This is a genomic window from Listeria rocourtiae subsp. hofi (assembly GCF_963575615.1).
GTDB lineage: Bacteria > Bacillota > Bacilli > Lactobacillales > Listeriaceae > Listeria_A > Listeria_A hofi.
Map to the genome: position 1 here is coordinate 1 of NZ_CAUYTL010000001.1, position 14,958 is coordinate 14,958.

The following is a 14,958-nucleotide window of genomic DNA, read 5'->3' on the forward strand; positions in this document are numbered from 1 at the left end:
CATGCAAAAAAACTCCCTTATAAAGTAGATTTGGAATTTTTGTTTTTTCCATTGTCTACTTTATAGGGAGCATATCATTTAACATCACAGACTCGTAACTCTTTTTATATGATAGAAAAAGGAGATTTTTCCGTCTACTATGAATCTAGATTAACCGGGAAAATATTAATTTCATTTTTCCGGCATAATGATATGTTTAACTTCCCGCTGCTGAAAGAGCGAATGAATCCTGTTCTTGAAGTAGTCGCACTGAAAGATGCACAAGTATGGGTCATTGATTTTAACTTCATGAAGTCCAGCGTGAAATTAGAGGACCCCCGAAATTATTTACAGCTAAATTTCTTGGCGACAACGCAGACGCAACTAGGAAATGCGTTGATTCGAAAATCGCTAGACTCAAAAAAGAGGATTTTACATGCTTTAGTGGAGCTTACGGAGCATATGGCTTTGTACAATCAGGATAAAGTTTACGAACTTCCTAATTTTATGACCTATGAATTACTTGCGGAAATCGCAGGGACATCAAGGGGTTATACGTCGCGGATTTTGCGGGAATTACGAGATGACAATATTCTGGATTCTTCTAATCGACCGTGGATTGTGAAAGATTTAGAGCTGTTGAATAACTTATTGTATGAGGGAACATGAAAAAAGAGTAAGGATCCCGAATTGGAATTCTTACTCTTTTCCATGTTCTACTTGTTATCTGTCCCCATAACCAAGTTCCCTGCATAAATCTCTTCTAACGCTTTTCCTACCGCTTTGTGCGATTTGAAATCATCCATTGTACCTGGGTCGTGGTCTTTTTGCATTTGACGTGCACGACGCGCAGCCACGGTTACTAGTGAGTATTTTGAGTCAATAACTAACAACAAATTATCAATTGATGGATATAACATCTATTCCAACTCCTCTAACATTTTTTCATATTTATGAATGACGCGCTCTGTTTTTAAGTGCTCGGTCTGAACAATCCCCTTAATTTTTTGAACGGCATTATCTACTATATCATTAACGACGGCATAATCATAGGCGTTCATCATCTCAATTTCGCGACGCGCTTCGTTCATGCGCTCTTCAACGACTTCCATAGACTCTGTACCCCGCCCTATAATGCGGTTTTTCAACTCACTCAAATCTGGCGGTGTTAAGAAAATAAATATTCCTTCTGGCATCGCCTTGCGGACTTGTAATGCACCTTGAACCTCAATTTCTAGAAAAACATCTTTTCCAGCTACCAAAATTTCTTCTACGTAATCGAGTGGTGTTCCGTAATAGTTACCAACATACTGTGCGTATTCCAGCATTTTACCATCTGCAATCGCCTGCTCAAATTGTTCTTTCGTGCGAAAATAATAATCTACACCATCCACTTCACCTGCGCGCGCTTGGCGTGTTGTCATCGAAATGGAATATTCAAATGAAGTTGTTGGGTCGTCAAAAACTGCTTTTCTAACCGTCCCTTTCCCAACTCCAGAAGGACCAGATAAAACGATGAGAAGTCCTCGATCTGTCATGTTTACGTTCCTCTTTTCTAATAATTTCATACTGCTTGAAAAATTATTCAGCGTGTCGACAAACACCCATTTTCGTCGTTAAAATCTCTGTTCCGATGCTCACGTACCCCAGTACGATCCGCTTCGGTACTCGCTTTTGCCTAGAAACTAGGCATTTGTCGACACGCTGATTATTCCACATTCTGGATTTGCTCACGCATTTTTTCAAGTGTCGTCTTTAATTCTACCACACGATTCGTAATTTCTAAATGGCTAGCTTTTGATCCAATCGTATTTATTTCACGGTTCATCTCCTGAATGAGAAAATCAAGCTTGCGTCCAATCGGTTCTTCCAGTAAAAGAATGTGCGAAAATTGCTTCACGTGGCTTCCCAAGCGTTCAAGCTCTTCATTGATATCTGATTTTTCAAGCAAAATCGCAATTTCGGAAAGGACGAGTGCTTTGTCAAAATCTTCGCCGACATAGCTAATTAAGCGGTTTTCGAGTCGCTCACGATATGTCCCTTCCATTTCAGGAACAAACGCTTGTATCTCGTTTAATAATTTCTCTGTCGTCTCCAAATGATGTTTGAAATGAAGCGCCAACTCGTTGCCTTCTGTCGCCCGCATGTCGTCCAATCTTTTTGCAGCAGCGGTTGTTGCGCCTACGAGTAATTCCTCTAGCTCTGAATCCGGTTCGTTGCTCTCCACAATTTCTAAAAAGCGCGGATCAAGTAAGAGTTCCTGAATATTTAGTGCGTCCTCCATCTGATAACGCTGTGTTGCCTGGCGCATAAAACGAATATACTCATCCGCCAAATCCCAGTTGATGACCAATTTTTCTTTCGTCGCCCTGTTTCCTTCTACTGTAATCGCGCATTCCACACGGCCACGCTTCAACTGCTCTGCGATGCTTTTTTTTAACTTCGCTTCCAAATAGGCAAACACACGCGGCATCCGAAAAACAACTTCCAAATAGCGGTGATTGACAGCTTTCAATTCTACGGTTACTTTGAAATTCTCTGATTGCTTCCCTGCTCGCCCGAACCCAGTCATACTTTTTACCATCTCGATCAGCCTCTCGCATTCTAATTTCACCACCTTATTATAACATAAAAGCAAGAATATAAGGCAAGTCTCGCCCTTCTTATGGTACAATAAAAGAAAAAAAGGAGAGATTGGCAACATGAAAAAGAATGTCTTAGTTTTCAGTATTGTGCTGGTTGCTTTGATTGCACTAGCTTTTGTATTACGATTAGTGATTTCCCCACCAAAAGAGGATTTTATTGTCAATGTAGATAATTATAGTGGAGCTACATCGTCTGAAATAACGCTTATGAATGGCGGAAAAGTTGTTGCTACAATTCCTGCACTAAAAAATGAAACGTCAAAAGAGATTAAAGTAGCACCATTTGACGTGAAGCCAGGTGGTTTTACGATGAGTTACATTGATAAAAATGGGAAAAAACATGATGAGCTTCAGTTTGATGTAACAGCAGCAACGTCCACAATGAACAGCACACTTTTTATTAGTGTCAACGAGGTAAAAGAGGACGGTACCATGAATATTGATTATTCTTATTCTGCCTCGAATGGAGAAGAGATTTCTAGTCAAACTAATTAAATTTTTGAGGGAATGAATGAAATATGGCATTTGATACAATGTTTTTAAAAGCAATGACCGAAGAATTGACCGAGCAGTGCGAAACTGGACGGATTATGAAGATACATCAACCGTTTGCGCATGAATTAGTGTTGCATGTGCGCAAAAATCGGGAAAACCAGCGCATCTTGATTTCGGCGCACCCGAGTTATGCTCGTATTCAGATTACGAAAGAAACGATGGAAAACCCTGCGCAGCCGCCAATGTTTTGCATGTTATTGCGGAAGTATATGGAGGGCGCGATTATTGAATCCATTCGCCAAGTTGCAAATGATCGTATTTTGATTTTTGGGATTCGTGGGAAAGATGAGATTGGCGAAACCCGTTTTTGTGATCTGTATGTGGAAATTATGGGGCGCCATAGCAATATTGTGCTCGTGGATCGCGAAAAAGAGACTATTGTAGACTGCATTAAACACGTTTCACCGGCTTTTAATAGTTACCGTACACTGTTGCCCGGCGCTTCTTATATTCTGCCACCGAGTTCGGATAAATTGAATCCTTGGACGGCGAGCGAGGAAGATTTGTTGGCGAAACTGGATTTCAATGCTGGTAAAATGTCGAAGCAGATCGTTTCGAGTGTTGCTGGATTCAGCCCCTTGCTTGCGAACGAAGTAGTTGCGCGGGCTGGATTGGTGAATCGGGATACGTTGCCGCAAGCCTTTTTTAGTGTTATGGAAGATTGTGCAAAATCAGCGGAACCTGTTTTATTTACAAAGAACGACAAAGAAGATTTCTATTTTATGCGACTTGCAGATACGGAAGTGACGGCGGAATCAGATTCGCTTGGTGCTTTGTTGGATCGGTTTTATGGTGGAAAAGCAACGCGAGATCGGGTGCATCAAATTGCGCATGATTTGGAACGGTTGCTTGCGAATGAGATTGACCGCGACCGTTTGAAAATGGAAAAACTAGAGCAAACGCTTGTGGATACGGAACGCGCGGATGAGTTTCGGGTTTTCGGTGAGTTGCTGACGGCGAACCTGCATTTGGTCTCTCGAGGTATGACCGAGATTGAAGTGCAGAATTTTTATGATGAGAATATGGGAATGGTGAAAATCCCGCTTGATATTCGGAAATCGCCGCCTCAAAATGCTCAGTTTTTGTTTAATAAATATCAAAAGTTGAAGAAAGCTGTGAAATTTGTTGAGGAACAGATGCGCTTGACGGAGCAGGAAATTGCCTATTTGGAAACGGTGCAGCAACAATTGGAAGATGCGTCGCCTGAGGACGTTCAGGAAATCCGGATGGAACTCGCAGAGCAAGGATACATCAAGTATAAGCAGAAAAAAGGCAGCAGAAAGCCGAATCAAAATCCGATGCTTGAAAAATATACGTCGAGCACTGGATTACCTATCCTAGTCGGGAAAAATAATAAGCAAAATGATTATTTGACGAATAAAGTAGCGCGAAATACTGATTTATGGTTCCATGTGAAAGATTTGCCGGGGTCACATGTGGTGATTCAAGATGCAAATCCCGATGATACATCAATCACGGAAGCTGCGATGATTGCGGCATTCTTTTCCAAGGCGCGACTGTCAGGCTCAGTTCCAGTGGATGCGACACTGATTAAGCATGTGAAAAAACCAAGCGGTGCGAAGCCTGGTTATGTGACGTACGATAATCAGACGACTTATTTTGTTACGCCTGCTGAGGAATTAGTTAAGGCATTGCGAAGTTAGATGTAAAAAGGGTCTGAGACATAACCTAAATAAATCGGCGACAAGCAAGATTCACGTCCTACTCGAAAAAAAGGATTTGTGATATCTTGCTTATTTTGTATGAAAATGAGTTTGTCCCGTACTCTTTTTGTCGCTACCAGGCTTTCACACGTTGATATAACTGTCTTAACTCTGCTCGTTTTTGATCTGTTAATTCATTTTTGGGGATATCTTGAATGGCACTTTCTAAGGCATATAGGAAATGCAGACAAGCATCATCATCTACTAAATCTTTAACAAGTAAATAAGCTTTTTCTGTGCCTATTGCTTGCAACTCTTCCGCTGACTTTATGCCCACAGAATGCAGTTTTTCTTCATTGATTGGTCCTAGATTTTTCATATCAGATATTTTCATGATTATTACCTCTAAAACTACTAATGCATCTAATATTTGCTTTAATAAGCCGCATCACAACATCTCCTAAAAATAATAGTTTGTATCTTTTGAATAATAGTATAGCAAACAGATTTTGCTAGCACTACAAAGAGCGATACAAATGTTAAATGCTGTACCGCTCTTTTTGACTTACAGTTCCATATTTTCAATCTCTGCTAAAATTTGTTTTTCAAGGTTTCGCAAGCGCTCACTTGTCTCGTTCGCTGTTTCTCCGACGCAGCTAAAATAAATTTTGCATTTTGGTTCGGTTCCTGATGGACGAACACAGAACCATGAGCCGTCTGCCAAGTGGAATTTTAGGACGTCTGATTTTGGTAGTGTTATTTTTTGAGTTGTCTTTGTTTGATAATTAGTTTGTAAACCGGTTTGGTAATCTTCTTTGCTGGTGATGCCATCAATCGTTTTCTTGCGCATTGTTTGCATGATTGCTTGGATGCGCGCGACTCCTTCTTCTCCTTTTGCGGTGATTGTATGCAGAGATTCTTCATGATAGCCAAATTCGTTGTAGATTGTTTGCAAACCTTCGTATAGTGTTTTGCCTTGTAACTGGAAAGCTAGCGCGACTTCCGCTGTTAAAAGGGCTGCTTGGATAGCGTCTTTATCGCGGACGAATGGTTCGATCAAGTATCCGTAGCTTTCTTCATAGCCGAATAAGAATTTCGCTTCGCCCGTCATCTCCCATTCTGCGATTTTTTCACCGATAAACTTGAAGCCAGTTAGCGTATTGTAGGTTTTCACGCCATATTTCTGAGAAATTTTTTCACCTAGGTTGCTAGTCACGATGGTTTTGATGAGTGCGCTGTTTGCTGGTATCTTCTTCTGCGTGACTAGATAATGTAGCAATAAAGCGCCCAACTGATTCCCTGTCAAAATTTGATATGTGCCTCGTTCATTTTTTACAGCAACGCCGATTCGGTCAGCATCTGGATCTGTCGCCATCAAAATATCGGCATTATCGCTTGCTTCGATTGCCATCCTGAACGCAGCATGATCTTCTGGATTTGGCGATGTAACAGTCGGAAAAGCGCCATCTGGAATTGACTGCTCTGCGACAACGCTGACATTTGTGAAACCTGCTTGCGCCAAGCTTTGCGTCACAAGTGGTCCTCCCGTTCCATGAAGTGATGTGTAAACAATTTTCAACTTGTTACCGTGCGTTTTTGTCAGTTCTTTATTTTGCGTCACAGACCGAACTTGTTCTAAATAAGCTGCGTCCGCTTCCTCGCCGATTCGAACGAGTAATCCAACTTCGACTAGTGTGCCCTCCTCAGCTACTGGAATCGCGAACAAATCAGAAATACGCTTCAAATAAGCCGTTATGCTATCCGCAACGTCCAACGTAATCTGGCATCCATCTGCACCGTAAACCTTGAAACCGTTGTATTCTGCTGGATTATGGCTCGCCGTGATAACGATACCCGCTGCAGCGCCCCATTTACGAACCATGAATGACAATTCCGGGGTTGGGCGTAACATGTCGGATAAATAGACTTTGATTCCAGCTGCGCCAAGAACGCGTGCTGCTTCTAATGCAAATTCCGCTGAAAAATGACGCGAATCATAAGCAATTGCCACGCCATCCGCTTGACAACCTTGTCCTACAATATGTGCCGCTACACCACTCGCGACCCAACGAATCATGTACTTATTTATCCGGTTCGTGCCGCAACCAATCTCCCCGCGCATACCGCCAGTACCAAATTCCAAATAGCGATAAAAGTGCTCTCTTTTTGCTTTTTCGTCAGATAATTCCGTCATTTCATATTGAAGCGCCACGTCGTCCTTCGACGCCACGCTCCATTTTTGCCAATTTACTTGCCAAGTCATTGGCTCTCATCCTCTAATTGTTGCAGAATTCCTGCCAAGCTCATCTCACAGCAAGCCATCGATGTATCCGCGACACCGTAGTACATTTTAACAACATCGCCTTCTACAATCGTACCGCAACCAAAAACAACATCGCCAAAAAAGCCGTTTTTCTCGTAATCCGCTTCTGGTTCTAAAATTGGTGTTTCTGTACGCGCTAGAACTTTCATTGGATCATCTAAATCAAGTAGGACCGCTCCCATACAATAGCGATGTTCTTTCGTCGCGCCGTGATACAGCTCTAGCCAGCCTTTTTCAGTTTTAATCGGCACGGCACCACCACCGATTCGGCCGCTATCCCAATAACCTTCACGAATGCCAAGCAAGTGTCTGTGATCGCCCCAGCTATGTAAATCTGGTGAAGACGCAATCCAAATATCCAAATTCCCGATACTTTTCAAACTCGGTCTGTGCAATGCGTAATATTTTCCATTCACTTTTTCTGGAAAAATTAATACATCTTTATTCTCCGGCGCGAAAATATTTCCTTCGTATTCATAGCTCACAAAGTCCTTCGTCGAAATCATCGCATCCGCAACGCCCATCTCCGAAACAGCACTGAAATTCACATAGTAAACATCATCAATCTGCGTCACACGTGCATCCTCAATACCAAACGTTTGATATTCGTTAAATGGATACAAAAATGGTTTTTCATCAATAGTAAAGTTGTGTCCATCCTTGCTTCGTGCAATCCTGATATATGAAAGCGACGTCAAATATGTGAAACCCTCCAGCTTATTTTTTTCACGAATCATCCGCGGATCTTCAAAATCATACGTTGGATCATCTAGTCGAAACTCCAAAATATCAAGTTCCTTCGTTTCCATATTAAAAATTGGCGCCTTAATAACGTTTGGGTCCTCACTAATTGGTTTTTCTGCCACGCGTAAGAGCAACAAAGTTTCTCCTTGATATTCAGCAACACCTGCGTTAAACGCTCCCAAAACTTCAAAATCTGGACGGTGCGGCTTAACGTCTGCCGGTGTAATTAATGGATTTTCCTCATAACGATAAATATTCATAATTCCTAATCTCCCTATCCTTCAAATTTCATAAATGGATCGCGAATCGTTCGTTTTTGAGCATCCGCGTCACTTATTCCTACGTATAAATCAGCCGTTCCAGATACATTCCGAATCAGACCTCCACTAAAAACAACATCTTTCAAATCTGGTCGCTTCGTTGGTCCTGCTAGAAAATCTGCACGTTCTGCGATAATTTCCATCGGTACAACTATCTCTCCTGTTTTCGGATTAAGCACGCAAATTGCTGCATAATAATGCCGATCACCAACCGCATCAAAATTCGCAATATGACTAAGCACTCCTAGGTTGCCATTTTTCAAAAAATGCATCTCGTTCGCGCCACCCCACTCGTCCTCCGCAAAATGTGGTTCGAGTAGCGGTGCATTCTCAATCAAAGCTACCGTTAGATCCGCCAATTTTTCAATCAAGCAAAAACCGATTTTGCCACGCCCACCTTTTTCACCTTGAGGACGCGTTAGAACAACAATTTCTCCACTTGGCAACTGCTTCAAGCGCAAATCCTTCATCCCAACTGGGCCTTCAAAAAACAGCGTCAAACCTGCAATATCTTTACCTCGATATAAACAAGTCCGCCACGCTAATTTTTCAGGATTCCCCTCACTTGGGAACACTTCCACACCACCGATAATCAAATCCCCATCAATGCGCGTCATAAATGGGTCTTGTAGTGCCAATTTAGGCATATTTGCAAGCAATACCCACGCCAAATCAAGCTTTTCAAAGAAGCCGATTTCCGCCATTTCGCTGTCCCGTGACTCAATGCGTCCAGCAATCACTTCTTTGCCACCCACAACAAACGGCGCCGAAATATTGTATACATCCTTATCACCCGCACCAACAAAATTCAAGCGCTCCACTTTCGCCGGCCCATTTCCGGCTCGATATTCCTTCAATAAAACTGTAATATCTTTCATCATAAACTCCTTCACATCTTAAAAATAACCGCTGCAAACTCAGGTAACTCAATACTATCGGCGCTTACAGCCACATTCTTATTTGCCAAAACAAGCGTCAAATTCCCCCACTTGTTCTCCATCTCACGTGTTGCCCCGAAATTAAGACAAACGAGATGCTCACCGCGAACATACGCCAGTAACTCTCCATCCACTTCAAAATCACGATATCCTGGCTTGCAAAAATCAGCCGTTTTTCTAAGTGAAATCAATGCTTTATAAAATGCAAACATGCGCTGTCCACGCGCAAAATCAGGCGTCACTTCCCCAATCCAAGCCTGCGCTTTATCCGAGAAACCTTCTGGCCAAGTCATCAGTGACCTCGCTTTATCCCGCGTCTTACCTTGCGCTATAGCCAATGCTTCGCGCTCCGACTTACCATCCTCTAAAGCCAGCTCGTACGCATAAAGCCCCTGCACATCACGCATTTCATTCATCGACTCCGGCACAAAATCCGCCATCCCAAGCTCCTCACCAAAATACACAAACGGAACACCGTGTGACGTCAACATCAGCATCGCCAGCAACTGCGCCACATCTTCGCGCTCGTCCGCCAACCGATTCCACGAACGACTCATATCATGGCTCCCGAAAAATAGCGTCGGCTCCCGACCATCCGCATACACTTGTTGCATCCGAGCAAGCTCCGTCACAATCCCGTCACGATTTGCCACACTGCCAAAATTAAAATTAAATGTCACATCCAGTCCGGCCGGCCCAGCATACCGCTTAATTTCCGCCAAATTATCCGAACTAATCTCGCCCACCGTGAAATAATCCCCACGCGTTCGAATCCGTTCGCCAATCTCCGCCATTTTCGCCATCATGCCTGGCTGATCCTTATCATACAGATGTTGCTGTTCACCATCTACTACAGGATTATCCAAAAAGTCCCGCGTCAACGTCAAATTATTAATCACATCCAGCCGAAAACCGTCCAATCCCTTATCCAACCAGAAATCGAATACCTTCCAAATCTCACGCTCCACATCAGGATTGGCCCAATTCAAATCCACCTGCTCTTTCGCAAAGCTGTGATAATAATATTGCTCCGTAACTGCATCCCATTCCCAAGCCGAACCTCCGAAAAATGATTCCCAATTATTCGGCACATCCTTCCACACGAACCAATCACGCTTTGCATCATCCCGCGAACGCCGCGCTTCCTTAAACCACGCGTGCTCCGTCGACACATGATTCACAACCATATCCGCGATCACCCGAATCCCATATCGATGCGCCTCAGCGACAAACGCCTCCAAATCCGCCATCGTGCCATAATCTGGGTCAACTGCATAGTAATCACTCACATCATAGCCATTATCCACTTTTGGAGACGGGTAAAACGGTGTCAACCAAACCCCACCGACACCAAGCTCAGCCAAATAAGGTACTTTTGCAAGTAAGCCCTTAAAGTCGCCAATCCCGTCCCCATTACCATCCTTAAATGACGGCATATAAATCTCATAAAAAACGGTTTCCTGCCACCATTTCAACATTGTCTAATCTCCTTACTTTAATGTAAACTGCATACCCTCTTGGAATTTTTTCGAGAAGAATAAAAATAGGATAATAAGCGGTAACGTCAACACAACTGACGCTGCATACATTGGACCTGGGTACGTTGCATAAGGACCAAACATTTGTGAAATCAGCACGTTAAGCGTCACTGTTGCATCACTTTTCGTTACAATTAAATCCCATAAAAGATTCGTCCAACGATCCGTAAACAAGAACAAGAAAATAACCGTACTAATCGATTTCGACATTGGCAAAACAACGCGGAACAAAATTTTCAAATCGCTGGCCCCATCCAATTTCGCCGCCTCAATCAACGTATCTGGAATCGCCTTGAAAAAGTTCGTATACATAAAAATCGCCCACATACTCATCATTGTTGGAATAATCATCCCCGCATACGTATCAAGCAACCCAACATTCGTAATCATCAAAAATTGCGGAATCAACAATATAATCGCTGGGAAAAACATTTGGAATAAAATCACGTTATTCACGAACATTTTTCCTTTAAATTTCACTTTTGCAAGCGCATAACCGACCATAATCGCAAATAATAACATGAGCCCTGTTGCAATCGTTGCTACAATAATGGTATTAATAAATGCGTGAATCCAAGGGGCTGGGGCAGCGACTGTCGCATTTCCGAACAGCCAGCTCCAAGACCGTGTTGTGAATTCAGTCGGAATAATTTTTCGATCTACTTGATCCCATGCCGCAAACGAGTTGAGTACGAGATAAATAAACGGATAAATCATGACTAACAAAATCAAGGTAGTTAACGTATAACGAACCGTCATGCCCCACTTACTTTTACGACCAACCATTTCTCTCGCCCCATTTCTCTAGTCCTTTTTTTATAACACCAATCGATGCAAACGTTACAACGGCTGCCACTAACGAAATTGCTGAGGCATAACCTGACTTCAAATTAACAAATGCTTGGTTATAAATCTCCATTTGCCACGTATTCGTCGCAAAATTCGGCCCACCGCCAGTTAATTGGTAAACCTCTGTGAATATACCGAAACTCACGCCTACCGCCAACACGATGACCGTAAATAGCGCAGGGTACATCATCGGTACAGTCACTTTCCAGAAAGTACGGAATCTGCCGGATCCATCCATTGCAGCAGCCTCATAGATTTCTTCGTTAATACTAGATAATCCTGATATCAAAATCAGTGCGTAATACCCAGACATTTTCCAAGCAATCATCAGAGAAATAACGAATAGCGATGTCATCGGCGTTCCCAGCCAATCAATATTTAAGCCGAAATGGTCACGCAAAAATATATTTAGCGGACTGTTATAAGATAGCAAACCTTTCACGATTAAAGACGTAACAACGCCCGATGAAAGATAAGGTAGAAAAAAAGCAACTAAGTAAAGCCCTTTAAACCTTGGTAGCCCGTTCACAAGTACTGCCACGACCATCGACATAATAATCGCGAGTGGTACGAAAACAATTAAGAACTTGTATGTTACCCAAAAAGACGCTTTCACCGCTGGGCTCGCAATCGCCTTTGTGAAATTATCAAGCCCGACAAAATTAATTTCTGGACTCATCATATTCCAATCGGTAACAGAAAGCCAAATCGCCCAAACAAGCGGAATTAGAAAGAAGATGATGGTGAAGATAACATAGGGGCTGGTGAATGACCAGCCCAATTTATTGTTTAGCTTCTTCATTTCTGAAGCACCTCATCCTCAGCTTTCTTCATATCGTTCCAAGCTTTTGCAGGTTTTTTCTCACCACGAACGACTGGATTCCACGCTTGCTCACCAATAATTTGTTGAATGTCATTGTAATCCGCATTATCCATCGCTGGAATTGCGTTTGGAACGTTTTCTGCATATACCTTTAGCGCTGGATTTTCTTTGAAGAATTCTGTAAATGTCGCGTTTTCTGTTGCATCATCACGCGCCGGAATTAGGTTTGTTGTTTCTAGGAATTTCAAGTCATTTTTATCGTTGCTGTAAACGAAATCAAGAAATTTAACTGCTGCTTTTTTCTCAGCATCTGTTGCTTGTGCGTAAAACACGATTCCTTTTGCATCCGAATATGTATTCACATTCGCTTCCCCTTTTAGCGCATCTGGAACTGGTGGCGTGCTAACCGTGAATGTTTCGCCATTTTTAAGCTCTGGGAATTTTTCAGCCCAGTTCGGGAATGCCCACGGTCCAAGGTCTGCCATGATGCTCGTGCCTGTTTCAAATGGATCTGTCGCTTGTCCTGCAAGTAATAGATCCTTTTTTTGTAATTCGGACATAAACGTTAGTAATCCTTTTCCAGCTGTATCATCTGCTACCAATTTTCCATCTTTTACAAACGGGTTACCTTTTGACGCTGCATTGTATAGTGGGAAGAAGTCGAACCAGCGCATCCAAGCAGTCGGATCTGCCAAATCTGCTTTTGCCCAAATAACTTTATCAGGATATTTTTCTTTTAGCTTTTTACCTGCTGCAAGTACCTCGCTATATGTCTTTGGCGTTTCATTTACACCAATTTCTTTCAAAATATCAGTACGCCATGCAAAAAGAATCGGGTTCGAGTAAACTGGGAACACGTATTGGTTACCATCCGAGAACTTCCAAGCGTCTAAACTATCGACCATTTTACGTTTTTCTGCTACTTCTTTCATACCATCGATTTCGTTAATTGGTACGATTGCTTTACTGTCTGCCAATTGTGCTGCGAAACTACGATTTATATTTTCCGAAATAGTTGGTGCAGTTTTTGATGCAATAGCAGCTTGCACTGTTGCTTCGGAGGATGGACTTTCTTTCATTTGCGACACGTCTATTTTAATATCTGGATTTTCTTTTTCAAACGCTGTTGCCATTTCTCCCCAAAACTTCATTTGCGTTGGATTTGGTGCAGCCCAAAAAGTTACTTTTGTCTTGCCATCAGCCGACGCATCGTCTTTACTTCCCGAGCCACATCCCGCTAGCAAACTCCCTACCATTGCTACGGATAAAACAGAAAACACCACTTTTTTTAATTTCATCTTCCATGTCCTCCTAGTTAGATCATAATTGTAATTTTGTAAGCGCTTGAATTACAATTACATTATTACATTACTATTTTGTAATGTCAACAATTACTTTCAAAAACAATCCAACAAGCATTGCTTTTAAAAGTATGAACGATCCATTCAGAATTACATTACAAATTACATTACTTTTCAATTGCTTTCTAGAACTAATACTCTTATAATGAAATGAGAGAAAGTCCCATCTAGGAGGAAAATGAATGAAAAAAGTCACGATGCAAGATATTGCGGACGCATTACATATTTCAAAAAACTCGGTATCACAAGCTTTAGGGAACAAAAATGGTGTCGGCGAACAAACAAAGCGACTCGTTTTGCAAAAAGCGGATGAAATGGGTTACCAATACAAAAAAGACGTGATTTATACGCCTACAGATAATCAATTTGCGCTTGTAGCAACAGAATTTGCTTTATCGCAAAAAAGTTTTTTTGGAGAGATTTGCCTAAGTTTGGAGCAAGAGATGACTGCTCGTGGTTTTTATTTATCGACGCTCGCTGTTGGGCCAGAAGCGATTGCCTCAAACCTTTTGCCACGTGAATTAGAAGAGAAAAATTGGCGAGGAATTTTTATTTTGTCGCACATTAGTGATGTTTTTGTGAAGCAAATTTTGACGTTAGATGTGCCGACGGTAATGATTGACCACCATGATCCTCATCTGCGAACGGATACGATTTTATCACAGAATAAGGATGGTGCCTTCGTGGCTACAGAGCATTTGATAAAGCTCAGGCATGAGCGGATTGGATTTGTTGGTGACGTTGATTTTTCACCAAGTTATGAGGAACGTTTTGAAGGGTATTGTAAGGCGCTACGTCATTACCAGTTACCAGTGAATGCGAATTATACGATTACAAGCATTAAAGAAGAACAAGCAGCGCTATTTCAGGCACTGGAAGGCTTGAAAGAGTTGCCGAGCGCGTGGTTTTGCGTGAACTCGGGGCTTGGCTTTATTTTGAACTCATATTTTCAATCGAAGGGATTTGCGATTCCGGAACAGGTGTCGATTGTTTGTTTCGATAATACGGAGTTTGCGATATTAGCACAACCGCCTCTAACAACAATGTGTACTGATTTGCGATTTATGGGGAGAAAAGCCGTAGAAACAATGGAATGGCGCTTGCGAAACCCGAGTGCTCCGATGGTGAATATAGCGATTGGGACGGAGTTGATTTTGCGGGAATCAACAGGAGAGTTTAGACATTAGTAGGAGCCAAAATAAAACGCTGTCTAGGACGA

General features: G+C 42.3%; 15 protein-coding genes. 4 read left to right on the top strand and 11 right to left on the bottom strand.

Going from position 1 to position 14,958, the window contains the following annotated elements:
- Positions 1-108 precede the first annotated feature (108 nt).
- A complete protein-coding gene (locus R8925_RS00005) occupies positions 109-648 on the top strand; it encodes a Crp/Fnr family transcriptional regulator (protein ID WP_430533893.1) in 540 nt (179 codons plus the stop codon).
- A 47-nt stretch (positions 649-695) separates the two neighbouring features.
- Here R8925_RS00005 and rpoZ read toward each other — a convergent pair whose 3' ends face one another.
- The 3 genes from rpoZ to R8925_RS00020 all read right to left on the bottom strand — a co-directional run bounded on the left by rpoZ (position 696) and on the right by R8925_RS00020 (position 2,563).
- On the bottom strand, positions 696-899 hold the full coding sequence (gene rpoZ / locus R8925_RS00010) for a DNA-directed RNA polymerase subunit omega (RefSeq protein ID WP_430533894.1): 204 nt from the start codon (positions 897-899) through the stop codon (positions 696-698).
- Positions 900-1,517 carry a guanylate kinase gene (gene gmk, locus R8925_RS00015; protein ID WP_430533895.1) on the bottom strand — a complete coding sequence of 206 codons (618 nt, stop codon included), beginning with the start codon at positions 1,515-1,517 and terminating at the stop codon, positions 900-902.
- A gap of 170 nt (positions 1,518-1,687) precedes the next feature.
- Positions 1,688-2,563 carry a YicC/YloC family endoribonuclease gene (locus R8925_RS00020; RefSeq protein ID WP_430533896.1) on the bottom strand — a complete coding sequence of 292 codons (876 nt, stop codon included), beginning with the start codon at positions 2,561-2,563 and terminating at the stop codon, positions 1,688-1,690.
- Positions 2,564-2,681: 118 nt separating this feature from the next.
- Between R8925_RS00020 and R8925_RS00025 the strand changes: the two genes are divergently transcribed.
- Both R8925_RS00025 and R8925_RS00030 read left to right on the top strand, forming a co-directional pair.
- Positions 2,682-3,119 (top strand): hypothetical protein, encoded by a 438-nt coding sequence (locus R8925_RS00025; RefSeq protein ID WP_430533897.1) that lies wholly within the window; start codon positions 2,682-2,684, stop codon positions 3,117-3,119.
- 23 nt (positions 3,120-3,142) lie between these two features.
- A complete protein-coding gene (locus R8925_RS00030) occupies positions 3,143-4,843 on the top strand; it encodes an Rqc2 family fibronectin-binding protein (RefSeq protein WP_430533898.1) in 1,701 nt (566 codons plus the stop codon).
- Between the two features lie 133 nt (positions 4,844-4,976).
- Here R8925_RS00030 and R8925_RS00035 read toward each other — a convergent pair whose 3' ends face one another.
- From R8925_RS00035 to R8925_RS00070, 8 genes are all read right to left on the bottom strand, one after another.
- Positions 4,977-5,237, bottom strand: coding sequence for a TfoX/Sxy family DNA transformation protein (locus R8925_RS00035; protein ID WP_430533899.1), 261 nt, complete (start codon positions 5,235-5,237; stop codon positions 4,977-4,979).
- Between the two features lie 171 nt (positions 5,238-5,408).
- Positions 5,409-7,106: a phospho-sugar mutase gene (locus R8925_RS00040; RefSeq protein ID WP_430533900.1), complete on the bottom strand. Its 1,698-nt coding sequence runs from the start codon at positions 7,104-7,106 to the stop codon at positions 5,409-5,411.
- Positions 7,103-8,170 carry a BtaManbiosPhlase gene (locus R8925_RS00045; protein WP_430533901.1) on the bottom strand — a complete coding sequence of 356 codons (1,068 nt, stop codon included), beginning with the start codon at positions 8,168-8,170 and terminating at the stop codon, positions 7,103-7,105. Before R8925_RS00045 ends, R8925_RS00040 begins: the two co-directional genes overlap by 4 nt.
- A gap of 14 nt (positions 8,171-8,184) precedes the next feature.
- Complete coding sequence (locus R8925_RS00050) at positions 8,185-9,108, bottom strand: DUF1861 family protein (RefSeq protein ID WP_430534133.1); 924 nt, start codon at positions 9,106-9,108, stop codon at positions 8,185-8,187.
- Positions 9,109-9,119: 11 nt separating this feature from the next.
- A complete protein-coding gene (locus tag R8925_RS00055) occupies positions 9,120-10,646 on the bottom strand; it encodes an alpha-amylase family glycosyl hydrolase (protein ID WP_430533902.1) in 1,527 nt (508 codons plus the stop codon).
- Positions 10,647-10,658: 12 nt separating this feature from the next.
- Complete coding sequence (locus R8925_RS00060; protein WP_430533903.1) at positions 10,659-11,492, bottom strand: carbohydrate ABC transporter permease; 834 nt, start codon at positions 11,490-11,492, stop codon at positions 10,659-10,661.
- Positions 11,479-12,357, bottom strand: a complete 879-nt coding sequence (locus R8925_RS00065; RefSeq protein WP_133619620.1) for a carbohydrate ABC transporter permease — start codon at positions 12,355-12,357, stop codon at positions 11,479-11,481. Before R8925_RS00065 ends, R8925_RS00060 begins: the two co-directional genes overlap by 14 nt.
- On the bottom strand, positions 12,354-13,676 hold the full coding sequence (locus R8925_RS00070) for an ABC transporter substrate-binding protein (RefSeq protein ID WP_430533904.1): 1,323 nt from the start codon (positions 13,674-13,676) through the stop codon (positions 12,354-12,356). Before R8925_RS00070 ends, R8925_RS00065 begins: the two co-directional genes overlap by 4 nt.
- 245 nt (positions 13,677-13,921) lie before the next feature.
- On the opposite strand from R8925_RS00070, the gene R8925_RS00075 reads away from it, so the two are divergent.
- Positions 13,922-14,926: a LacI family DNA-binding transcriptional regulator gene (locus R8925_RS00075; RefSeq protein ID WP_430533905.1), complete on the top strand. Its 1,005-nt coding sequence runs from the start codon at positions 13,922-13,924 to the stop codon at positions 14,924-14,926.
- Positions 14,927-14,958 lie beyond the last annotated feature (32 nt).